14 protein-coding genes and 1 pseudogene are annotated in these 23,020 nt (G+C 34.1%); 3 read left to right on the plus strand and 12 right to left on the minus strand.

The genetic code is table 11. The annotated features are described in order from the left end of the window. Positions 1–89: 89 nt before the first annotated feature. The 8 genes from SAGCYANO_RS45105 to SAGCYANO_RS20600 form a co-directional block, all read right to left on the minus strand. Positions 90–482 (minus strand): hypothetical protein, encoded by a 393-nt coding sequence (locus SAGCYANO_RS45105; protein ID WP_237396418.1) that lies wholly within the window; start codon positions 480–482, stop codon positions 90–92. After that, positions 452–1,744 (minus strand): hypothetical protein, encoded by a 1,293-nt coding sequence (locus SAGCYANO_RS20570; RefSeq protein WP_237396419.1) that lies wholly within the window; start codon positions 1,742–1,744, stop codon positions 452–454. Before SAGCYANO_RS20570 ends, SAGCYANO_RS45105 begins: the two co-directional genes overlap by 31 nt. 181 nt (positions 1,745–1,925) lie before the next feature. Then, positions 1,926–2,672: a thioesterase II family protein gene (locus SAGCYANO_RS20575; RefSeq protein WP_202221765.1), complete on the minus strand. Its 747-nt coding sequence runs from the start codon at positions 2,670–2,672 to the stop codon at positions 1,926–1,928. An 828-nt stretch (positions 2,673–3,500) separates the two neighbouring features. Next, on the minus strand, positions 3,501–4,382 hold the full coding sequence (gene rfbD, locus SAGCYANO_RS20580) for a dTDP-4-dehydrorhamnose reductase (RefSeq protein WP_202221766.1): 882 nt from the start codon (positions 4,380–4,382) through the stop codon (positions 3,501–3,503). A 41-nt stretch (positions 4,383–4,423) separates the two neighbouring features. Then, positions 4,424–5,542: a hypothetical protein gene (locus SAGCYANO_RS20585; protein ID WP_202221767.1), complete on the minus strand. Its 1,119-nt coding sequence runs from the start codon at positions 5,540–5,542 to the stop codon at positions 4,424–4,426. Positions 5,543–7,935: 2,393 nt separating this feature from the next. Continuing rightward, complete coding sequence (rfbC, locus tag SAGCYANO_RS20590) at positions 7,936–8,481, minus strand: dTDP-4-dehydrorhamnose 3,5-epimerase (RefSeq protein ID WP_202221768.1); 546 nt, start codon at positions 8,479–8,481, stop codon at positions 7,936–7,938. A gap of 97 nt (positions 8,482–8,578) precedes the next feature. Next, complete coding sequence (gene rfbC / locus SAGCYANO_RS20595; protein WP_202221769.1) at positions 8,579–9,124, minus strand: dTDP-4-dehydrorhamnose 3,5-epimerase; 546 nt, start codon at positions 9,122–9,124, stop codon at positions 8,579–8,581. 593 nt (positions 9,125–9,717) lie between these two features. After that, positions 9,718–10,584 carry a bifunctional 2-polyprenyl-6-hydroxyphenol methylase/3-demethylubiquinol 3-O-methyltransferase UbiG gene (locus SAGCYANO_RS20600; RefSeq protein WP_202221770.1) on the minus strand — a complete coding sequence of 289 codons (867 nt, stop codon included), beginning with the start codon at positions 10,582–10,584 and terminating at the stop codon, positions 9,718–9,720. 656 nt (positions 10,585–11,240) lie between these two features. Between SAGCYANO_RS20600 and SAGCYANO_RS20605 the strand changes: the two are divergent. Continuing rightward, positions 11,241–11,438 (plus strand): annotated as a pseudogene (locus SAGCYANO_RS20605) (transposase); the annotation flags it as partial. A 752-nt stretch (positions 11,439–12,190) separates the two neighbouring features. Here SAGCYANO_RS20605 and SAGCYANO_RS20610 read toward each other — a convergent pair. Together SAGCYANO_RS20610 and SAGCYANO_RS20615 are read right to left on the minus strand one after the other, a co-directional pair. Continuing rightward, positions 12,191–12,355, minus strand: a complete 165-nt coding sequence (locus SAGCYANO_RS20610; RefSeq protein ID WP_202221772.1) for a hypothetical protein — start codon at positions 12,353–12,355, stop codon at positions 12,191–12,193. Positions 12,356–12,435: 80 nt separating this feature from the next. Next, positions 12,436–13,278: a hypothetical protein gene (locus tag SAGCYANO_RS20615; RefSeq protein ID WP_202221773.1), complete on the minus strand. Its 843-nt coding sequence runs from the start codon at positions 13,276–13,278 to the stop codon at positions 12,436–12,438. A 166-nt stretch (positions 13,279–13,444) separates the two neighbouring features. On the opposite strand from SAGCYANO_RS20615, the gene SAGCYANO_RS20620 reads away from it, so the two are divergent. After that, positions 13,445–13,609, plus strand: coding sequence for a hypothetical protein (locus SAGCYANO_RS20620; protein WP_202221774.1), 165 nt, complete (start codon positions 13,445–13,447; stop codon positions 13,607–13,609). A 1,741-nt stretch (positions 13,610–15,350) separates the two neighbouring features. Continuing rightward, the gene (locus tag SAGCYANO_RS20625) at positions 15,351–16,781 is read left to right on the plus strand and encodes a serine/threonine-protein kinase (RefSeq protein WP_202221775.1); all 1,431 of its coding nucleotides are present in this window, start codon (positions 15,351–15,353) and stop codon (positions 16,779–16,781) included. A gap of 368 nt (positions 16,782–17,149) precedes the next feature. Here SAGCYANO_RS20625 and SAGCYANO_RS20630 read toward each other — a convergent pair whose 3' ends face one another. Then, positions 17,150–19,330, minus strand: coding sequence for a biotin/lipoyl-binding protein (locus SAGCYANO_RS20630; protein WP_202221776.1), 2,181 nt, complete (start codon positions 19,328–19,330; stop codon positions 17,150–17,152). Between the two features lie 325 nt (positions 19,331–19,655). Continuing rightward, the gene (locus SAGCYANO_RS20635) at positions 19,656–22,658 is read right to left on the minus strand and encodes a peptidase domain-containing ABC transporter (RefSeq protein WP_202221777.1); all 3,003 of its coding nucleotides are present in this window, start codon (positions 22,656–22,658) and stop codon (positions 19,656–19,658) included. Positions 22,659–23,020 lie beyond the last annotated feature (362 nt).

Below are 23,020 nucleotides of genomic sequence, written 5' to 3' on the forward strand. Positions count from 1 at the left end.
TTATCTTCAATTCCGTAACGGTTTTAACCAGAGGTAATTATCCATTATCCATTATCCATTATCAATTAATGAAGATTCTAGGTTTAATTCTAATTCTCAAAACTATGTTGATTGGTTAAAGCTATCCAATCTTGACTATTTTTCAATTTAACATAAGCTGTTAAAACATCGTTTTTTGAGGCTTGAATATATCCTTTCCAGCCGGATAATTCATATTCACCTCCTAATAATTCTGCTACATCAGCACGAGGAAAACCTGACATTCCAAAACCTTTAACCACATTTTCTTGATTCAGAATAGCAATACATTTAATCTGAACATTCTCTTTGCTTTGGACTTTTAACTTTGGACTTTTAACTTGATTTACCCATCCATTTACTCTAGCTGTAGTAGAAGAAAATTTAGTCACAGTATCAAAATATCCCTGGAAATTTTCTGGTTGCTTTGCTGTTAATAAATCTGGGTTAATTTTTTCATCCAAATTTGCACAAAAATTATCCTTTTTATATCTCGATTAAAAGGTACTAAACCATCAGCTTTTAAAGCATCTACTAAACCTAAAAAAGCAGCAGGTCGGTTGCCTACTTTTTCTTTAATTAAAACCGGGTCAGAAATACCAAGTTGTAAAGATAATCCTACTAAAGGTTGATAAGTTGCGCGATGAGCAATTTCTCTAAAAGTTTCCGTGCCTACTCGATACATTAATATAGTTAAAACAGTCAAAACTGCCACTAATGGCATAACAAAATACCACTGTTTTTTGAGAATGGGTTGCTGTTGTTGGAGCCATAAGAAAATTAGGATAATTAGACTTAACCAAAATAGAGAAGGTAGAGTAGCATAACGAGAAGCGATCGCTTGTTCGACTCCAAACCCAGAACGACTAACTGCTGCCATTAAAGCAGTGCCTAAAGTATAAGTTATTATTGATAACCACGGTAGCCAGTCTTGAGGATAAGATGAAAATAACCAATAAGTAAAAAATAATCCTGTCAAAATTAATCCGAACCAACCTATTGTTGAAGCTACGGGGATATTATGAGTAAAAATTGCTCCTAGATAAACAGGAATATAAGCAATTATATTAATTAAATTTAGTTTAGACAAAGAGGGATGATGAGAGGGTGTTGTGTAAGTGAGGAAATAAATTCCTATTACTAAAATAGAAAAAATAATATAGGAGATAGTAAATCTTTTCGGCAGTTTAAATAAAATAGCAACGGCAGATAATATCGGCCAAATTCCCAAAGCTGTACTATAACTAATACATCCTAAAATTCCTAAGCTGATACTGACAATTAACCATTTATTTTGTGGAGATTCGACCAATCTATTTACACAAAAAATTGAGGCAATAACAAATAAATTAGCAATTACCCAATGTACACCACTATATCCACGCATCCAATTATGAGCAGCAGCAGGAGTAAAGTTAAAAATGGAGATAAATAGAATTAATAATAGAAGTATTGTCCGATCTTTTTTCAGGGTATTAGGTACTAATGCCATTAATAAAATTCCCTGAATAGAAGCCAGGAAAAATGTAGCTAGACACAATCCAATATTGGAACCTTTGGTAATAACAATATTTAGAGCATAAATTATGGCAGGAATTAAAACAAAGTGTTCATTTGCCCGAAACATCCAGTCAAAAATATTAGTGGAAAAACCATCTATAGAATAGATATTTTGAATCATCCACCAATAGTCAAAATTTAGCAGCTCTCCTGCTTTAGATATCATAAAAGTATATAGAAGGCAGGGAGTAAAATTACAATGGTGGTGAGAATTAGAAAGGTAACTTCTGACTTTTTTTTGACTAACATAAATTGGAAGGCAAGACAGGAATTTGGGCACGGATGTCAAGACAGGAATTTGGGCACGGATGTACAGATTAATTTAAAATAGGTTCATCTTTTTTACCCTACAGAAATTTGAAAATTGCCTCCATTAAAGTTTCTGGTTGTTGTAGGAAAAACATATGGCCGCCAGGAAATTCATGTAAAGCAAAATTACCAACAGTATACTTTTCCCATTCAGATAACTGTTGTAAATTTACTGCTGTATCATTTATACCTCTGAAAGCAACAATAGGAAATTGAAAAGGTGCTTCAGGAGAATAAATATATTTTTCATTGAGGGTAAAGTCTGCTCGTAAAATAGGCAAAAATAATTCCATCAGGTCTCGGTTTTCCAAGACTGCTTCAGGGGTACCACCGTATTCACGCAAGGTCGAAATTAAAGTCTGATTAGATGCTTGATGAAGTTGGTTATCAATAGGAATGTGAGGAGCGCGACGACCAGAAATAAACATATATTTAGGAGTCGGTAATTTTTTTGCTCGTAATTTACGGGCAACTTCAAAACAAATTAATCCACCAAGACTATGACCGAAAAACACAAAGGGATATTCTGTCAGAAACGGTTGCAAATCTTTAGTTAGGGAAAAAAGTAGGTCATCCCATTTAGTAATTAAAGTTTCTTTTATCCGAGTTTCTCTTCCTGGTAATTGTATGGCGCAAACCTCAATATTAGATGGTAAATGTTTTCCCCAGAGGCGAAATAAGGAAGCACCAGATGCAGAAGAGTGAAAACAGAATAAACGTAGGGTGGGTTGAGAAATTGGTTGAAATATTTTTATCCAAGGAGAGGGAGTAATAGTAGAATTCATTAGACAAATTTATTATCTGGAAATAGGTATAACAAAAAACTATAGCTGTTGAGGAGTAATTTTTTCAACACTTACCTCACTCATAGGTTTCAGATACAAAAACTATAACGTTATAGTTTTTGCTTAATATATATAGTTTCTTTGAGTCACTCTTGTGTTTATCACTCTGTGGAAAATATTTTTATCCAAGGAGAGGGAGTAATAGTAGAATTCATTAGACAAATTTACTATCTGGAAATAGGTATAACAAAAAACTATAGCTGTTGATTAGTAAGTTTTTCCATACTTATCGTACCCGTGAGTTTCAGATAAAAAACTGCAACGTTATAGTTTTTGCTTAATATATATAGCCTGTTTGAGTAACTCTTGTGTTTATCACTCTGTGGAAAATATTTTTATCTAGGGAGAGGGAGTAATAGTAGAATTCATTAGACAAATTTATTATCTGGAAATAGGTATAACAAAAAACTATAGCTGTTGATTAGTAAGTTTTTCCATACTTATCGTACCCGTGAGTTTCAGATAAAAAACTGCAACGTTATAGTTTTTGCTTACTACTACATAACATATAGTTTCTTTGAGTCACTCTTGTGTTTATCACTCTGTGGAAAATATTTTTATCCAAGGAGAGGGAGTAATAGTAGAATTCATTAGACAAATTTATTATCTGGAAATAGGTATAACAAAAAACTATAGCTGTTGATTAGTAAGTTTTTCCATACTTATCGTACCCATGAGTTTCAGATAAAAAACTGCAACGTTATAGTTTTTGCTTACTACTACATAACATATAGTTTCTTTGAGTAACTCTTGTGTTAGAGCTGATTGTTAATTGCTCAAAGCAGCTAACTGCTTTAACATTTGCCTCAAACCATCTCGCCAATATGGAGAATGTTTTCCCAAAACTTGGGAAATTTTCCCACTATTCAAAACTGAAAAAGCAGGTCGTTTTGCTGGAGTTGGATACTCAGCAGTAGTTATAGGAACTACTCGTTTTACCTCTAAAGGAAAACCCAATTGTTTTGCTTCCTCAAAAATAGTCATGGCAAAATCGTACCAACTAATAGCTCCACTATTTGTATAGTGATAAGTTCCATAGGTTTCTGAATTAAGATGAGGAATAATTTGAGCGATCGCTTCTGCTAAGTCTCCGGTCCAAGTTGGACAACCTACCTGGTCGTAAACTACTCTCAATTCTTCCCTATCTTTACCTACCCGCAACATGGTTTTGACAAAGTTACCTTTACCATAAACCCCATAAACCCAAGCTGTTCTGATAATAATATGATTAGCTTCTGTTTCTCGAATTGCCTTTTCTCCCGCTAATTTAGATTTGCCGTAGATACCGAGGGGGTTGGTAGGGTCGGTTTCTGTGTAGGGTGTACTTTGACTCCCATCAAAAACGTAGTCGGTGGAAATGTGGATTAAGGTTGCCCCTAATTTTTTGGCTTCGGTTGCCATAATTCCAGGGGCAATACCATTTACCGCATTGGCTAATTCTGGCTCATTTTCAGATTTGTCAACTGCGGTATAAGCAGCAGCATTGACAATAATTTCTGGTTTAACTTGGCTAATTAGTTGAGAGATGGCATTGGGGTCTGCAAGGTCTAAGTTTTCTCGCCCCACTGCGGTTACTTCTCCAATATTTGTGAGGAGGGGTTGTAGTTGGTGGCCAAGTTGTCCGTTAATGCCTGTTAATAAGATTTTCATTTGTGATTTTTCAATAATATTTAGATTTGATTTTTGTTTTTCTATTTGGCACTACTCCAACCTTCAATTGAAGCCATTAATATATTAACTGCTGGATGGTCTATTAATTCTTTGAATGTTTCTTTTCCTCCTGCTTTTAATGCTGTAATTATTCGAGATTTTAGAGAGGGATTTTTTTCTATTTCTTGAATTGCTTGATTAGCAATTTCTAAGTTATTGGTGGGATTTGAGGAATAGTCTGTTTTAGATAGTTGTTCTAATAATTGTTGAATTTCTTTTGCTGCCTCTTGTAAGGTTTGTCTTTGTTCGGATGAATAATTATTCTGGTTAATATTCGCTGTATATATTTTTCCTTCTCCTCCAACAATGCTGGCGATTTTACTGTCTCCGCTAATTTGAATATCGCGATTATTTTCGGTCATTTGAAAATTCTCCGTTTGGCTATTAACAAAAATATTTGTTCCATTTATTTGATATTCTGTTGTTGTTCGTTGAACAATTTTTTCGGAATTTTTATCTAAGTATTCTATCAGGTCGCTAAATCTGATTTTGATAGCTTCATATTTATTTTTCTCCTCTGTTTGTTTAACTATCTGTTCTAAAGTCGAAAATATTTTTCTAAAATAATTTGCTGATACTTCTTGAATAGGGATAATTAGTTTTTCTCGACCAGATATTTCTGTTAAGGGTGGTAATAAGACTAAACAAGGTAATTGTTCGGGAAGGATATCTAGTTGTCTAGCTATATCGTAAGATTCGTTTCTATTAAATGGTTTAGTTTCAAATAACCATCTACTTAAAGAAAACTTTTCATACAATTCTGCATAAAGAATTGACTGCCAATATTTTATGAGTGAGCCAAGGTTAGGCTCAGGTTTTTCTAAGATGTATATTTTACTCCAGTCTCCAGTTAATTTGTAAAATTCCTGAAAGTTATCTCTTGTATAATTAACTATCTCTTTGTCTACATCTGTATATAAGAAAATTCCCTTCAGTAGTTTTGACGAATCATTCTTTATATTTTGGTCAGTCGTTAAAATATCTCTAAATATGTCATCCTTATTTAAGGAAAGACAGAAAGTGTCATTGTTACCTTTGTTATCTTGATCGATCAGATTGATCAGATTGAAAATCACGCTCACACTAATTGGATCTACCATAATAATTACCTCAAATTAAGCCATACAACCAAATATAATAGAACTCTTTTGCTTTACAAAATATGCCAGATTCATATTCATAATTTTACTCTTTTTATTTTGCTTTTAACTAGATAGATAAGCAAAATAAAGCATTCTATTAAAAATAACCTCAGCTAGAAAGTTTGCCGAAATATTCTCAATTCTCTGTTCTAAGTTTTGAGTATTTTACTACTTGAGAATTTGCCGATTTTCATTCTGTCTTTGAGTAAGTAGATAGGCAAAATTTCACCCTCTCTGGAAAATAACCTCAGCTAGAAAGTTTGCCGAAATATTCTCAATTCTCTGTTCCGAGTTTTGAGTATTTTACTACTTGAGAATTTGCCGATTTTCATTCTGTCTTTAAGTAAGTAGATAGGCAAAATTTCACCCTCTCTAAAAAATTACTTCAGGGAGAAAGTTTGCCGAAATATTCTCAATTCTCTGTTCTAAGTTTTGAGTATTTTACAGCTTGAGAATTTTGCCGATTTTCATTCTTCTTTTAAGTAAGTAGATGAGGAAAATTTTACCTTCTCTGGAAATTTACTTCAGCTAGAAAGTTTGCCGAAATATTCTCAATTCTCTGTTCTAAGTTTTGAGTATTTTACTACTTGAGAATTTGCCGATTTTCATTCTGCCTTTGAGTAAGTAGATAGGCAAAATTTAAACCTCTCTAAAAAATTACTTCAGGGAGAAAGTTTGCCGAAATATTCTCAATTCTCTGTTCTAAGTTTTGAGTATTTTACTACTTGAGAATTTGCCGATTTTCATTCTGCCTTTGAGTCAGCAGATAGGCAAAATTTAAACCTCTCTAAAAAATTACTTCAGGGAGAAAGTTTGCCGAAATATTCTCAATTCTCTGTTCTGAGTTTTGAGTATTTTACAGCTTGATAATTTGCCGATTTTGATTCTGTCTTGAAGTAAGTAGATAATAAAAATTTCACTCTCTCTGAAAAGTCACTTCAACTAGAAAGTTTGCCGAAATATTCTCAATTCTCTGTTCCAAGTTTTGAGTATTTGACAGTTTGAGAATTTGCCGATTTTGATTCTGTCTTGAAGTAAGTAGATAGACAAAATTTCACTCTCTGTGAAAAATCACTTCACCTAGAAAGTTTGCCGAAATTTTCGGAATTCCCAATTCTGAGTTTTGAGTCTTTTACAGTTTGAGAATTTTGCGATTTTGATTCTGTCTTGAAGTAAGTAGATAGACAAAATTTCACTCTCTGTGAAAAATCACTTCAGCTAGAAAGTTTGCCGAAATCTCCAGAACTTTCAATTCAGAGTTTTGAGTATTTTACCACTTGATAATTTGCCGATTTTCATTATGTCTTTGAAGTAATTAGATAAGCAAAATTTCACTCTCTCTGAAAAATGACTTCAGCTAGAAAGTTTGCTCAAATCTCCTGAATTTTCTATTCTGAGTTTTGAGTATTTGGCAGCTTGAGAATTTTCCAATTTTCATTCTACCTTTAACTAAGTAGATCGGCAGAATTTTACTCTCTCCAGAAAATCACTTCAGCTAGAAAGTTTGCCGAAATCTTCTCAATTTTCAATTCCGAGTTTTGAGTATTTTACAGCTTGAGAATTTGCCGATTTTCATTCTGTCTTTAAGTAAGTAGATAGAGAAAATTACACCCTCTCTGAAAAATCACTTCAACTAGAAAGTTTGCCGAAATCTTGATAATTCCCAATTCTGAGTTTTGAGAATTTTACAGCTTGAGAATTTGCCGATTTTCATTCTGTCTTTAAGTAAGTAGATAGGCAAAATTTCAACCTCTCTGAAAAATTACTTCAACTAGAAAGTTTGCCGAAATCTTCTCAATTCTCAATTTGGAGTTTTGAGAATTTTACAGTTTGAGAATTTGCCGATTTTCATTCTGTCTTTAAGTAAGTAGATAAGAAAAATTTCACCCTCTCTGACAAATCACTTCAGCTAGAAAGTTTGTCGAAATCTTTGGAATTCTCTGTTCTGAGTTTTGAGAATTTTCAGTTTGAGAATTTGCCGATTTTCATTCTGCCTTTAAGTAAGTAGATCGGTGAAATTTTACTCTCTCTTTGCTCAAATCTTCGGAATTCTCAATTCTGATTTTTGAGTATTTTACAGTTTGAGAATTTGCCGATTTTCATTCTGCCTTTAAGTAAGTAGATCGGTGAAATTTTACTCTCTCTAAAAAATTACTTCAGCTAGAAAGTTTGCCGAAATCTTTTCAATTCCCAATTCTGAGTTTTGAGTCTTTCACAGTTTGATAATTTCCTGATTTTCTCTTCCTTTGACTAGGTAGATAAGCAAAACTAAACTACAAGCAAAATCATTCTAGCAAGTAATTTTTACAAAAATATTCTGACTCCTGACTCCTGACTCCTGACTCCTATTGTTAAAACAAATCAGCATCTTTTAAGGTTGTACCAGCTTGATCTTTTTTAGATAATTTCACCTCAATTCCTTCTAGAGGCCAAATAATACCAATTTCTGGGTCATTCCAAATAATTGAACGTTCGTATTCTGGCGCGTAATAGTCGGTAGTCTTATACAAAACATCAGCAGTTTCAGACACCACTAAAAAACCATGAGCAAAACCAGGAGGCACCCAAAGTTGTCGTTTATTTTCTGCACTTAAAAGATAACCTACCCATTTACCAAAATTAGGAGAATTTTTCCGAATATCTACAGCAACATCAAATATTTCTCCCACAACTGCTCGTAATAATTTACCTTGAGCTTGTTGAATTTGATAATGTAAACCTCGAAGTACACCTTGACTAGAACGAGAGTGATTATCTTGTACAAATTCCAGACTTACTCCTGTTTTTTCTGAAAAATTGCGTTGATTAAAACTTTCCATAAAAAAGCCTCGTTCATCTCCAAAAACTTGTGGCTCTATTAACAATATTTCGGGGATTTCTGTTTGAATTACATTCATTTTTTTTGACCTCAGTTGATTGAATTGAATAGGGAATAGTAAATATAGCACTACAATTTAGGGTGCAGACATTAGGTAAATCCCTTTTGCAGAGCATTTACATCAAATCAGCATCTTTTAAGGTTGTACCAGCTTGATCTTTTTTAGATAATTTCACCTCAATTCCTTCTAGAGGCCAAATAATACCAATTTCTGGGTCATTCCAAATAATTGAACGTTCGTATTCTGGCGCGTAATAGTCGGTAGTCTTATACAAAACATCAGCAGTTTCAGACACCACTAAAAAACCATGAGCAAAACCAGGAGGCACCCAAAGTTGTCGTTTATTTTCTGCACTTAAAAGATAACCTACCCATTTACCAAAATTAGGAGAATTTTTCCGAATATCTACAGCAACATCAAATATTTCTCCCACAACTGCTCGTAATAATTTACCTTGAGCTTGTTGAATTTGATAATGTAAACCTCGAAGTACACCTTGACTAGAACGAGAGTGATTATCTTGTACAAATTCCAGACTTACTCCTGTTTTTTCTGAAAAATTGCGTTGATTAAAACTTTCCATAAAAAAGCCACGTTCATCTCCAAAAACTTTTGGCTCTATCAGCAATACTTCTGGGATTTCTGTTTGAATTACATTCATTTATATGACCTCAATTTATTTAATAGGTAGTAGGTTTTAGGTTTTAAGTTTTAAGTCTGATTAGGTGTTAGGTGTTAGGTGTTAGGTTTTAGGTTGTAGGTTTTAGAGTGAAAATATAGCAACCGCCAAAGCGGTTAGGACATATCAAAAGCTTAAAACTCAGACAACGCAAAATTTTTCCTTCTATCCTAGATAACTAAAATCTTCTTCCTTCTTCTTTCTGCTATATTCACAGTTAAAAATTCCATAGATATAGAACTTTATCTTGTCTATTTTGTCAACCTTTTTTTCCCTCATACCAACGGTGAAAAAAGAATACTTAACTTAGGCGACATTTCAATTATTAAGTAATTAACACAGACCCATGGAACTTTTTTGATAATTAGCACCCCAGTTATTGTTAATTATTCTGATGTTTACTTCTTCCCTAGTCCTTACAAGGGTAGGTTTTTCACAAAGGGGTGAGTAATCACTTTTATTCAGTATAAAATTTCCACAAAAATGTACATTTTTATACAATAAATAAATAGTTCAAAACTTCCCTCTCTCCCCACACTCCCCCCACTCCCCCACTCCCTCACTCCCCTACTCCCCTACTCCCCTACTTTTCTTTCCCAAGCTTCTAATTCTCCTATGCATAGAGAAAAAACTAATTTATGGAGATTTAGAGTTCGAGCAATTCTCAGTAAAAAGGAGAATAAAGTTGGCTGATAATATTTGAGTCGATCGAGTATATATTCCACACTCATAGAATTATTGGTTGGCTTTGATTCTACATCAGAAAATCCTGTTTTTTCCAAGGCAAATTTCATCGTATCAAGAGAGAAATAAGTCAGATGTTCTGTTGGTTTATAGTGATACCATAAAGAACCTAATAATCTATGCCAAAATCCTCCCACATTCGGAGTAGTAATAAAAATCCATCCTCCCGGTTTCAAAAGTTGATAAGCTGCTGTTAGTTGAGCAATAGGATTTGTTGTATGTTCAATCATATCTTGCAACATAATTAAATCAAAATAATTAGGTTCAAAACTATGATTAAACAAATCTCCTTGACAGACAGATAAACCACGACTTTTAGCAAAATTTACTGCATATTCTGATACTTCTAAACCTTGAGGATTATCCCATTCTAAATCTTTTGCTTGCTCCAAACAATCACCTAAAGCACAACCTACATCTAATAATAAACCTTTACTAGAAAGTTTTTTCTCAGCCTTCAATAAACGCTCTCGAAAAGTCTGGCTATTAATTTTCATGCCTTGAAAATAATTAGAATATCCTCCTTTAGGAAAATCGTTATTATAGTAATCTTCTTGATAAATAGCAGTGGGATTTTTTGGTGGATTATTATCCCAGACCATACCACATACAGAGCATTTAGCTAATAGATAGTCATCCCCTGCTTTGTAGTAGTTAAATTTATCTGTATGACATAAGGGACAATGATTTTTTTGCATAATATTTGATTAAAATATTACCTGAGATTAAAATCCCAGGCTTATAACTGAAGTCCCTTAAAAGAGACTAAAAATTTTAAGGTGTTAGTACAGAAATTCATTTTTGTGCAGGATATCAATTTTAACCTGAATTTGTACATTTAAAATATCAAAATTAGCATGGCATTATGGCGACTTTTCTATAATTTTGTTTGGTCAACTAAACAAAGAAAACCTCTAATCATACTAAATATATAACCTCAACTTTATCATTATATTATTGGCAAAGTTAATGCTATTAATTGTATTATTCATGGGATTAATGGTACAGAAAATCATATTCATTTAGTAGTTTCAGTGTAAGCATTTCCTGCGGACTGCTGCGCAAACAGCCGTCAGCTAGCCTCCTATCGGAGGAACTGCGTTATCAGCTATCAGCTATTGCCTTTAGTTTACGATCAAAGCAATATTTAATTGTCTTACTACAAAAGGTGGTTCCCTTGACCTTAAAGTCAGTTGTTAATTTAAACACTGTTCTTAAAGAGAAAGTCTTTTTGCTGTTAACGTTTGCGTAGCATTCCGTAGGAAAGTTCCTCCGGAGGAAGCTACCTGACAGCTAATAGCTGTTAGCTCCGCATTCCGGAAGAAATGCTTACATTTGAGTCCCACCTACTTTAGCTATTTCTGATTTTGTGAAAAATATTAAAGGTAGTAGTTCTCATTATTTAAATAATTTTCTACTTCCGAAGGAAAAAAAATTTGCTTGGCAAGCAGGATATGGTGTATTTTCTTTGGGAAAAACACAACTAGAACGAGCGATCGCTTATGTAGATAATCAAAAACAACATCATTCAAAAGAAACTTTCAACGATTAATAATTAGGGTTTGCGTATGGAAAGTCTTTTTGCTGGGGTAGGAGATAGGAGACAGGAGACAGGAGAAATGGGAATTAGCCAGGAGGTAGGAGTTAAGAATTGTCTCTCAATTTTTCTGCCATAATCATCCCAAAATACTAGCTTTTTGAGCTTTTTTCACCGAAAAGTTGGTATTTTTTTCAAATATAAAACGCTCAAACCAATATCAGTCAATACTTTTAGAATTAATCAGCAAGCCCTAATTAATAATTAACAATTAATAATTAATTATTACCTCTTCTGTTCAAGGAGAGGATTGACTCAAAAGAAAAATTTTCCTTGTTTATCCTTTAAATGAGAGGCTTTAAACCTTAATTATTCGGGAAATTTTTACCTAGAACAAATGATTGATAAAGACGATTTTCCTTGAAAATTCTCTAGAGATTAAAATCCCTAACTCACAGCTCAATCAATATGCCAAGGATTAAAATGCTCACAGCTTAATTCCTCTCAAGAGGACTCCGTATTTTCAGTCCTTTTTAAGGAACTTTAGCTATAGCAATCAGGAATCAGATGTGAAAATTGAGATATTCCTTTAAAGTTTAGAATATAGCAGTTATCTTACTCATATATATTTGTTTTTTTCTTCTTCTCTATTGCCTTCCGGAGCTGTTGCCTGTTGCCTAAAAATATCCAATATATCACAACTAAAATCATATTGCTATATTAGTCTTGAAATAAATTTAAAGGTAATTTTGGCAGTTATTATTATCTTATAAACCATTTTCTACCCTGACTTTAACTTCATCATTCAATTTAATAAATTCTTGTTTATCAGAATTATAAACCCAAGCATTAATGACGGTTTCTCCCATAGGTAAAGACTTAGCTGAAAATGTGACTTTCCATCGCGCTCTACTATACTTTTTTGACTTCATAACTTTAGCAATATCATTACTCTCTAAATTAACAATAGCATTAGCAAAAAAAGATTTATTTTGCCCAGCAGAAAGTAAAACTAAATTTGGTTGTTTATTTCTATCCGGTCTAATTGCCCATCCCCTAAACTAAGAGTTTCATCCCTATTAATAATTAGAGTTTTTTCAGTTGTTTGAGGATAATCTAAATAACCATAAGTTTCTTTTGTTTCTGTAATAAATTCCAGATTTTGTGGGAATTTTCGCCATCCTAATTTTTCCATAATTTCTGCACCTTCTCTGACTAACCAGGTTTTGCCATTCATTAATACTAAACAGCTATCCTGTGATTCTTGAATAAATTCTGAATCTTCCAAATAGTTAATTATTTCTAGACACTCTTTCCGACTTTCCATGTAGGGAAAACTTGATTTTACATTAGTAACAACATACACCGAGTTAACCATCATAATTCCTGTCATTACTACAGCAAAAATTTTGTATATTGATAAATACTTTTGCTGCTCTTGCAGGAATAAACCAAACAGATAAATTAGGGAAATAATTAATAAAATTGACGTAGTTGTATACCGCGAAGAAATCATTGCATTTTCCACACCATATTCTGCCCTCCCTACAGAAATAGATAGAGCAGAAATGAGAGAAAATGTTCCTATTGTTAACCAAGGAATAGCTGCCGGAGTAAAGGTAAATTTATCAAAATAATTGGGTCTAAAACCCCACCTTTTAAGGAGAAAGATTTTTGGAGCGGAGCTTAAATCTCCGTTGCAAAAATCACTTCTGACTTCTGTACGGGCGAACGGCCGTTTGCTTCGCATAACTTCGTTAACGCCCCTACGACTTCTGACTTCATTAAACCAGGGTTTCTTGAGAAAATAAAACGTGAAAAATATAAAACTAGAAAATAATATTAATCCTGTCACAATTGCTGGAATGGAAATTCTCACTAAAGGTAAACCTAAAATAGCTAAAAAGTAATTGATGATTAAGAATGGTTGTTCTGTAAATAAAAATGGTTTTGGCTCTCGAATGGGATTATAGTTAATTGAATATATTAAACATGAAAGTATAAAGAGTAAAATCCAAATAGTGACTCTACTAATTTTTTGTTTTGGTTTACCTTCAAGCCAAAATATTGATGGTATAAGTACAAACCAAGAAAATAATCCTTGTATTAATGTAAAACTGCCAATAAAACAGGATATTGCTGCCAGAAATATTTTTGTTTTTGCTGAAAATTTATCGAATGCGTAAATAAAATAGATTGCTATGATTAAGCATAAATTTGTCAGAAACCAAAATAGGGTAAATCCCCATAACCAATTCTGATGTTGTACTAAAGAAAATAATAATAGACTGACTAATATATTTGCTATATGTAGGATATTTTTGTTTTTATTCTGAATTGAATTTCGGCTATTTTACAGATAGCAAAAAATGTGATGATGACAAAAATTACGCTACAAATTATTTCAGCTTGAGTGTTCCATTTAGTGGCAAAGGCTAAAGTGGTAATGATTAATTTTGGTATTAATATTCTGTGATGTCCGTGTACTGTGAAAAAGTCAAAAAATGTGGCGTTTCCTTCAGTAACTCGCTCAAAAATAGGGGTTAATCTCCATTGGTCCCAGTAGGGAACATTGACACTAAAATTAGCGAGAAACCAGAGGAGTAATAAGACTGGAAAAATATAGAGGGTTAGTAATAATATTCTGGTTCGGGAAAAGACTTTTAACATTATTGGGAAGTAGCGATCGCTCTAGGAAATATTACCAATATACAGACATTTTCTGGAATATTTAAAAATCAAATTTAATATCATGTCCGGTTAAATACTGAGGTGAATACTAAACACTGTTATCAGAACCTCTCGATCAGAATTGATTAAATCTAGTTATTGCGTATATAGCAATAGAGTTGAATTACATTTCTATTTCTGATTTGCACAGAACTTACACAGAGACTCTACATATAGGAGGGCGAATGGTATTCGCCCCTACAATTTGTCTGTGCATTTTTCAGCTAAAAGCTTCTATTGCAATATCCACAGATAAATCTGACTGAGCAAAAATTTTTATTGCGTATATAGCAATAGAGTTGAATTACATTTCTATTTCTGATTTGCACAGAACTTACACAGAGACTCTACATATAGGGAGGGCGAATGGTATTCGCCCCTACAATTTGTCTGTGCATTTTTCAGCTAAAAGCTTCTATTGCAATATCCACAGATAAATCTGACTGAGCAAAAATTTTTATTGCGTATATAGCAATAGAGTTGAATTACATTTCTATTTCTGATTTGCACAGAACTTACACAGAGACTCTACATATAGGGAGGGCGAATACCATTCGCCCCTACAATTTGTCTGTGCATTTTTCAGCTCAAAGCTTCTATTGCAATATCCACAGATAAATCTCACTGAGCAAAAATTCCTATTGCGTATATAGCAATAGAGTTGAATTACATTTCTATTTCTGATTTGCACAGAACTTACACAGAGACTCTACATATAGGGAGGGCGAATACCATTCGCCCCTACAATTTGTCTGTGCATTTTTCAGCTCAAAGCTTCTATTGCTAAATCCACAGATAAATCTCACTGAGCAAAAATTCCTATTGCGTATACAGCAACAGAGCTGAATTACATTTCTATTTCTGATTTGCACAGAACTTACACAGAGACTCTACATATAGGGAGGGCGAATACCATTCGCCCCTACAATTTGTCTGTGCATTTTTCAGCTAAAAGCTTCTATTGCAATATCCACAGATAAATCTCACTGAGCAAAAATTTTTATTGCGCTATAAGCTATTTCATCGCACTACCATTAAGCCTAATTTCAAACTCAATTTGTTCACTATTTCCAGTTAGAACATACAAATTATTAATCCTATGTTGCGTAAATTGTGAGAAAGAAATTATGGATAATATTATTCGTATGATAATGTCGTAGATTTTAATATCTATAATTAAAGAAACAGACATCTAAGATGAGTAAAAATAATAGTAAACCCTGGGATGAAAATTGGAAAATTATTGAAAATATTGGTGGCGGTGGTCAAGGTCAAACCTATCTAGTCGAACCTAAAAATAATTCGTTTCCAGCTAATCAATATGTTCTCAAAAAACTTAATAAACAAAATGACCCTGAAAGACGTTCAAGAATGCGTAGGGAAGTGGTTGCTTTAGAAACAATAGATTGCCCAGGAATACCAAAATTAATTGATTCAAATTCCGAGCTGTTTAAAAATTTAGATATACCTCTTTATCTAGTAACTGAATTTATACCTGGAGATACCTTATCTGATTTTATCAAAGCAGAAGTAATGAATATTTTTAGTGCTGTAAATTTGACAATCAAATTATTAGATATTCTTGAATATTGTCATCAAAGAGGAATAATACATAGAGATATTAAACCAGATAATATCATCATCAAAAATAACGATGTTAGTACTCCAGTATTAATAGATTTTGGTATTTCTTTTAATAAAGTTGATGAGTATGCTAAAGATTTAACACCAACATGGCAACAATTAGGAAATAGATTTTTTCAACTTCCAGAGCTTGGGGAAAAAAGTAATTTACAAAGAGACCCCAGGTCAGATATTACACAAATTTGTGGCATTTTGTTTTTTACTATCACAGGGAAATTTCCTCTTTATCTTTTAGATTCTGAAAATGGAAATAAGCCACATCAGAGAAAAGAAGCTAAACAAAAGTTATCAGTTTCACCTAATTTATCAGAATCTATACTATCTAAAATAAATATAGTTTTTGATAGAGCTTTTGAGACGACAATAGATTCTCGTTGGCAGTCTATTTCTGCACTTAAAGAAGCTTTGATAGATATTTTAGAATCAGAAAATCAAGAAGAAAATAAAACTGAAATTATTTTAGATAGAATTAAAAATAAACTCTCAAGTTCTTCTCATACACAAAAGAAATTATTTGAAAATATAGTTCAAAAAATTATTGAGAAAATTTATTCTATTGTTTATGATATGCCTAAAGAGTTTGGTTCAGATTTTGGAATTATCGTCGCTCCAGAAATATTTGGTTCAAGTTTTGGCGATTTTATATCTGGAAAGTCTCCAAAACTAGAAGTAAAAATAGACTGGAGTAACTCAACATTTTCACAGCGAGTTGTTGGTATACAGCACAAACCTTCAGAGAAATCATTTTTTCCTGAATTTGAAGGATACATAACAGGAAATGAAGTTGTTGTTATTTCATTTCGTGAAAGACAAGGACTTAAACCAAAATTTCATATTGGTATTGAATCGGAAATACCTAAAAATAAGGAAAAAGAAGTTGAGTTACTAAGAACTTCTTTAAGTGGTGAACCAGACTTTACTGGTTTTGCTAAACGTCTCAAAGAGTTTTATGCTGAAGGTGTAGAAAGAATAATTCCAAACTAATATAAAAAAGGCAATTTAAACCTGGACTTAACCATTCTACTTGCAGCAAGTCCAGGATTTTAAGAAATGAATTAAGTATATTTTATTAGCGGATAACTGATTGCTAAAAGCTGATACCTAATTAGGGCTTGCTGATTACCCTGAAACTATTTACAGATAGACTCTTTAGCCTTTTTATACTTACATAAAGTGCTAGCTTTTTGGGCAGAAAAAGGCAGAAAAATCAAAGGACAACTCTTACTCCTACCTCCTCTACAATTCCCATTTCTCCTAACTCCTACCCTTACTAGCTGAGTGCGAATTTAGCTAATTCTAAATTCTAAATTCTAAATTCTAAATTCTAAATTCTAAATTCTAAATTCTAAATTCTAATTAACATTAGTCAGACTCCTAAACTTGCCAGTAAATCTATTAAAGAACAACTCTAAAACAGTCCGCTTACCAACATTAATATTAGAGTTAATTGCCATACCATTCTGCAAACCAATTTCCAAATCATTCTCATTATCCAGAACAAATGTTTGCCGTTCTAAATCAATGGTAGTTTCAAAAGAAAAATAAGCTCTTCCTGCTTCTTGGTCTGGTGGAATAGCATCATCACTAATAGAAATAACCTCTCCAGTTACTGTACCAAATTCATTAGCTGGTAAAGCTTCAACTTGCACCTCTACAGGTACACATTCCACATCACTTAAACCTAATTTTTCTCGATTTTCTTTCAGTTCAGGACAAGCACATTTTTTACCCGGTTCACATTCAATAACCTCCCCACCAGCTAACTCTTGGTCGTGAAAAGGTTCTAACTTTTTCCGTTTATCATTTAAAGCCTTTAAAACCAAAGCAATATCTTTATTCTGAATATAAACTACCGCCTCTAAACCTTCATCATCATCCAATACTGTCAACAAAGGTTGAGTTTGTTGTGCTTCATAAGACGCATCTTCACATCTTTCTGGTTTAATATCCCCAGGCTTCAAAACATCATTAATTACATATTGACAAATAGGGTCAGTTTTTATATCTAGAGAAGACTCTTCTTTACTAACAGGTTGTAAATCAAATATTACCCCTGAAACGGGTGATTTTAAAACCTGATTATCACGAGTTTCTTCTAACTTTTCAATCTGAGCATTAACCTCAGTTAGTCTCTTATTGTTGTCTAGTTGTAAGCGAGTAAATTGAGAATCTATTCTAGCAATTTCCCTTCCTTCATTTTCAGCTATTCTGGCATAAAGTTCTCTTGCCCAACTATCTCTAGTATTTTTTAACTGTTCTTTAGTTCTATTAATAGACACATTTAAACGCTGTTGTTCTAACCTAGCGCGTTGTATTTCTGCTTGACGAGCTTTGACTTCTCCTTCTCTAGCATTAATATCTGATAGCCCAGAATTAATTTCAGCCTCACGAGAATTTATTTCTCCTTCCAATGTATTAATATCAGACCTGCGAGAATTTACTTCCCCTTCTCTAGCATTAATATCCGCTAACCGAGAATTTACTTCTCCCAATCTAGTATTTATTTCTCCTGCTCTTGCTTGAATTTGGTCTTGTTGCCTTAAAAGCTCACTTTCTCCCCGAAATACTTCTTGTTCCTGACGTTTTTTTTGTAGTTCAGCGATCGCTCCTTCTTCTACTAAAGGAGATATTTGTCCTAAAATTTCTTGATTAGATCCTAATACTTGTTCTGACTTACTCAACTGTCCTTTAGCCAGCTTTAATTGTTCTTGAGAATATTGCAGTTGTTCCTGAGTATTTTTCAGTTGTTCCTTAGCAAAATTCAGTTGTTTTTCTGTATTATTTAACTGCTCATTAGCAAAATTCAGTTGTTGCTTACTATTATTTAATTGTTGTTTAGCAAACCCTAATTGTTGCTTGGAATATTGCAATTGGTCTTGAGCTACTCTTAATTGTTCCCTACCTGCTTCTTCATCTTCTTCTGCTTGTTGAAGTTGTTTTTCTAGCTCTGTAATTTGCAATTCTACAGCACCTACACGAGAATTATATTCAGCTTTATAGTTTACATATAGTCCTTGCAAACTAGGTTCGATATTAACAAAACTACCTCTGTTTAAATAAAGTTCATCAATCAAAGCGCGGTATGTTTTATTTTCCGATATTCTAGTTTGTCGCTCTTGAGCTAATTTTTGTAAATCTGGAGGTAAAGCTGTCGGAACTTTACCATTTAGTACCTCTTTATAAAAGAGATTTTCTCTTTTTAGAGTATCTCTTAATTCTTTAGCAGAACCTAAATCTGCACTAGGAGCAGTAGGACTAAAAGTTAGTAATGGTTGATTTTTTTCCACGCGATCGCCATTTTCTACATGGAGTCTAACTACATTTCCACTGGTAGGAGCTTGGACATCTATGGAACCATCTTTTAATTCTAATTGCCCTGTCGCTGGTACTGCTTGGTCTATCTCAGCAAAGTAAGCCCAGATTACCGCTGAACTGGTAATTATCATAATCATCCATAGAAATAGCCTAGATAATATGGCTGGTTTCTCTAGAATGACTGGTTGTTCGTTTAATGATGTAGATTGAGTATCCATTTTGTTTTTTAATTAGGGAGTAGGGAGTAGGGAGTAGCAATTAATAATTAATAATTAATAATTAATAATTAATAATTAATAATTAGTTATTTATAGGGTGCGAACTTCGCTAGCGTAACTGAGCAAGACTCTATTGGGCAATTAATAATTAACAATTAATGATTAATAATCAGGACTTAGGCAATGGTGCTTTTGGGCAATTAACAATTAACAATTAATGATTAATAATTAATAATTAGAGCTTAGGCTGCTTTTGAATTTATAACTTTTGATTTTTGACTTTTGACTTCATTTTTGACTTTTGACTTTTGACTTTTGAATTTAATTACTGTTGAGCTTCTTGTTGTTGATAGAGACAGAAATAACGACCTTTAACAGCCATCAATTCATCATGAGTTCCCTGTTCCACCACCGAACCTTTATCCATCATAATAATAGTATTAGCATTTTTTACTGTTGTTAAACGGTGAGTAATAAAGAACACCGTTGTATTAGCAAAAGCCTCCGCTAAATTCTCACAAACTTGACGTTCCGAACTGTAATCTAACGCGCTAGTTGCCTCATCTAAAATCAACAATTTAGGATTTTGTAAAACTGTCCGAGCAATAGCAATTCTTTGCCTTTGTCCCCCTGATAAAGAAGCACCTCTTTCACCCACTATCGTGTTATAACCACTAGGCAAATTCATAATAAAATCATGGGCAACTGCTATTTTAGCCGCCCTCACAATTTCATCAGTAGTAGCATCAGGATTTGTCAAAGCAATATTATCTTGAACCGTACCATTAAATAAGAGAGTATCTTGTAAAACCACCCCAATTTGACGACGTAAAGAATATAATTCTACTTTTTGAATATCATATCCATCAATAAAAATTCGACCAGAAAGAGGAGGATATAAACGCTGTAATAACTTCATCAACGTACTCTTTCCAGAACCACTCAAACCAACAATTCCCACAAAATAACCAGCCGGAAATTCCAAATTTACATTAGCTAATTGTAAAGGTCCGCTTTGAGCAAATCGGAAAGAAATCTCCTCAAATTTAACACCCCCATTAATAGGCGGCATATCAATATTATTCCGGTCTTCCTCATCTACTTCTGCCTCCGTATCCAAAACATCTCGAAGTCGTTCAATAGACATTCCCACCTCTTGGAAACTCTGCCAAACACTCACAAAACGGAGCAACGAACCTGTCACATTACCAGCAATAATTCGGAAAGCAATTAATCCGCCTATTGATAACTGACCATCAATCACCAAATAAGCACCAACCCATAAAAGTGCCAGTCCGGAAAGTTTATTTAAAAAAGTACTAATAGAACTAGAAGTAGTCTGAGTCAAAACAGTATTAAAACTAGCAGTCATAAACTTCGCATAACGCGCCGACCATTCCCAACGAGACCGAAGTTCCAAATTCTGAGCTTTAACAGTTTGAACACCATTTAAAACCTCTACTAAATATGACTGAGAATCAGCATAACGCTCCGCCTTTTTCCGCAGTAACCTCCTAACAATTGGCGAATTAATAATAATAATTCCAGTAAAGAAAGGCACTCCTGCCAAAGCTACCATCGTCATTAACGGGTTAAGAGCCAACATCACAGCAATATAAAGTACTGAAAATACCGAATCTAAAACCACAGTTAAAGCTGTACCTGTGAGGAAGTTCCTAATATTAGCTAATTCTCCAATCCTACCCGTCAAATCACCCACCCGACGATTATCAAAATAGTTGAGTGGAAGACGGAGTAAATGGTCAATCACCTCCGAACTAAGTTTGACATCTATCCGGTTAGTAGTATCCACAAACAAGAAAGTTCGTAAACCCCCCAACAAAGCCTCAAATAGAGCCACCAATAACATCAAGATACCCAGAACATCCATAGCCTCAATGCTACGTTGCCCCATGACTTTATCGATAATAATCATCGTCATCAGGGGGTTGACCAAACCAAATATCTGTACAAAAAATGAAGAAATCAACACTTCAATAAAGACAGTGCGATGCTCCATCAAAGAAGGAACAAACCACCAAAAACTAAACTGTTCCTTTTGTTCTGATTTTGGTGCCTGGAGTAATAGAACTTGTCCAGACTCTCCCCAAATTTCCGCAAATTGGCCAGGTTTAAGGCGAGTTAATCCAAATTCTGGACTACCAACAACTATCTCTTGTTCTGTAATGCTGTAGAGTACGGCAAAATGGTCTTGCCATTGAATTAAAGCTGGTGCCTTCAGACGACTAACTGCTGCTGCCGGAACCTGTACCAGTTGACCACTTAATCCCATCATCTGAGCGATCGCTCCACAAGCTTGAAGAGACACCCTACCCGCAGTCCGAACCTGATTATCCAGTACCCGGCGAATCACATCTCGGCGAAACTTCAGCTTCAGATGTTTAGCCAGCATCTGAAAACAAGCCAAAGCAGCAGCTACTTCTCCCTTACCCCGGAAAATGGGATATTTGATTGATTGAGTATCTTGAGCAACTGTTGGTTCTGGTGGACGTGCTGGTGCTTGGGGGACTACGGATACATCTAAAGGCACAAGCTCAGTGTTTTGTGCCCCATTTTCGACGGTGGTATCTTCAAGTTCGCCTTGTTCTTGTTGTTCTGGGAGTCCTAAAATTCTTGCTCCTCTGGGTCCCTCAATTTTTAAAGACCTACCCGCTCCATCTAAGACCACTGGACTACCCGGAGCAAAATCTCCTACTACCCCACTACTTACTAGCCAGATTTTTTCCGACTCTAAGATAGATGCTAGTTCCTTAGTCTTGACATCTCCTTTAGGTAGGTTGACTACCAAAGTTTTTTCGACGACATTTTTAGCCAGTTCTTTCACATTCCCACTAACTTCAGCCCTTCTGGCAAATTCTTGAGTTAGTAGTTCAAATACTTCACTCACTGCTGGACGTTCTAAAAAGGCTGCCCCAAATTCTGGCTCTGCTTCTAATATTGCTAAGAAGTCTGCGGCGGGTAAAGTCACGGCAATTAAGTCTGTTGAAGCGAGTGCTGTTTCACAAGGCGTCCCTCGTAACAACCCAGCCCAACCAAGGACTTCTCCTGGCCCTGCTAACTGCAAACTGACATGACGTTGCGATCGCTGGTCATAACCTAATATTCGTGCCTGACCTTGATAGATAATTGCTATCTGGGTGGGCATTTTTTCTCTTTCAAATAGTGGTTGGCCACTACGGTAACCAAGCAGTTGACACTTTCCCACTAATTGAGTTTTCAGTGCATTTTCTGAAAGTTGATTAAATGGTGGTTTGTCTGCTAGAAATTCTTGTACTTGGGTTCTTGATATTGTTGAGGAAGTAGCCATGTAGAATTTAGAATTTAGAATTCAGAATTTAGAATTAGTTTTGGTTTATTTGGTAGTAAAATTTAGAATTTAGAATTCAGAATTAGTGTAAGCATTCAGGTCTTGGGGTTGCATTATTCTTGATTTTGTGAATACTCAGTGTTTCAAAACTGAAAACTGTATCTAAGAATACTAAATAGTGTATATAAATTAGACTGAAAGGTTTCTGGAAAGTGATAAATACATAGCTATGATCATTTGTCAACCCCAGCACCTGAATAGTTACCAATTAGTTTTGGTTTATTTGGTAGTATGGCGTGCTTTATTTTGATAATAAGCTTGTAGTTACCGAAAAATTGTGGCTTAAAATCTCCTCTTTTAAG

The organism is Okeania sp. KiyG1 (genome assembly GCF_014132355.1).
Lineage (GTDB): Bacteria > Cyanobacteriota > Cyanobacteriia > Cyanobacteriales > Microcoleaceae > Okeania.

What these genes read in the sequence shown, in the direction of transcription:
- rfbC (WP_202221768.1), bottom strand. Translation starts at nt 8,481, where the DNA reads ATGAATGTAATTCAAACAGAAATCCCCGAAATATTGTTAATAGAGCCA.
- SAGCYANO_RS20575 (WP_202221765.1), bottom strand. Translation starts at nt 2,672, where the DNA reads ATGAATTCTACTATTACTCCCTCTCCTTGGATAAAAATATTTCAACCA.
- SAGCYANO_RS20585 (WP_202221767.1), bottom strand. Translation starts at nt 5,542, where the DNA reads ATGGTAGATCCAATTAGTGTGAGCGTGATTTTCAATCTGATCAATCTG.
- SAGCYANO_RS20630 (WP_202221776.1), bottom strand. Translation starts at nt 19,330, where the DNA reads ATGGATACTCAATCTACATCATTAAACGAACAACCAGTCATTCTAGAG.
- SAGCYANO_RS20610 (WP_202221772.1), bottom strand. Translation starts at nt 12,355, where the DNA reads ATGAAGTCAAAAAAGTATAGTAGAGCGCGATGGAAAGTCACATTTTCA.
- SAGCYANO_RS20635 (WP_202221777.1), bottom strand. Translation starts at nt 22,658, where the DNA reads ATGGCTACTTCCTCAACAATATCAAGAACCCAAGTACAAGAATTTCTA.
- SAGCYANO_RS20600 (WP_202221770.1), bottom strand. Translation starts at nt 10,584, where the DNA reads ATGCAAAAAAATCATTGTCCCTTATGTCATACAGATAAATTTAACTAC.
- rfbD (WP_202221766.1), bottom strand. Translation starts at nt 4,382, where the DNA reads ATGAAAATCTTATTAACAGGCATTAACGGACAACTTGGCCACCAACTA.
- rfbC (WP_202221769.1), bottom strand. Translation starts at nt 9,124, where the DNA reads ATGAATGTAATTCAAACAGAAATCCCAGAAGTATTGCTGATAGAGCCA.
- SAGCYANO_RS20570 (WP_237396419.1), bottom strand. Translation starts at nt 1,744, where the DNA reads ATGATATCTAAAGCAGGAGAGCTGCTAAATTTTGACTATTGGTGGATG.
- SAGCYANO_RS20625 (WP_202221775.1), top strand. Translation starts at nt 15,351, where the DNA reads ATGAGTAAAAATAATAGTAAACCCTGGGATGAAAATTGGAAAATTATT.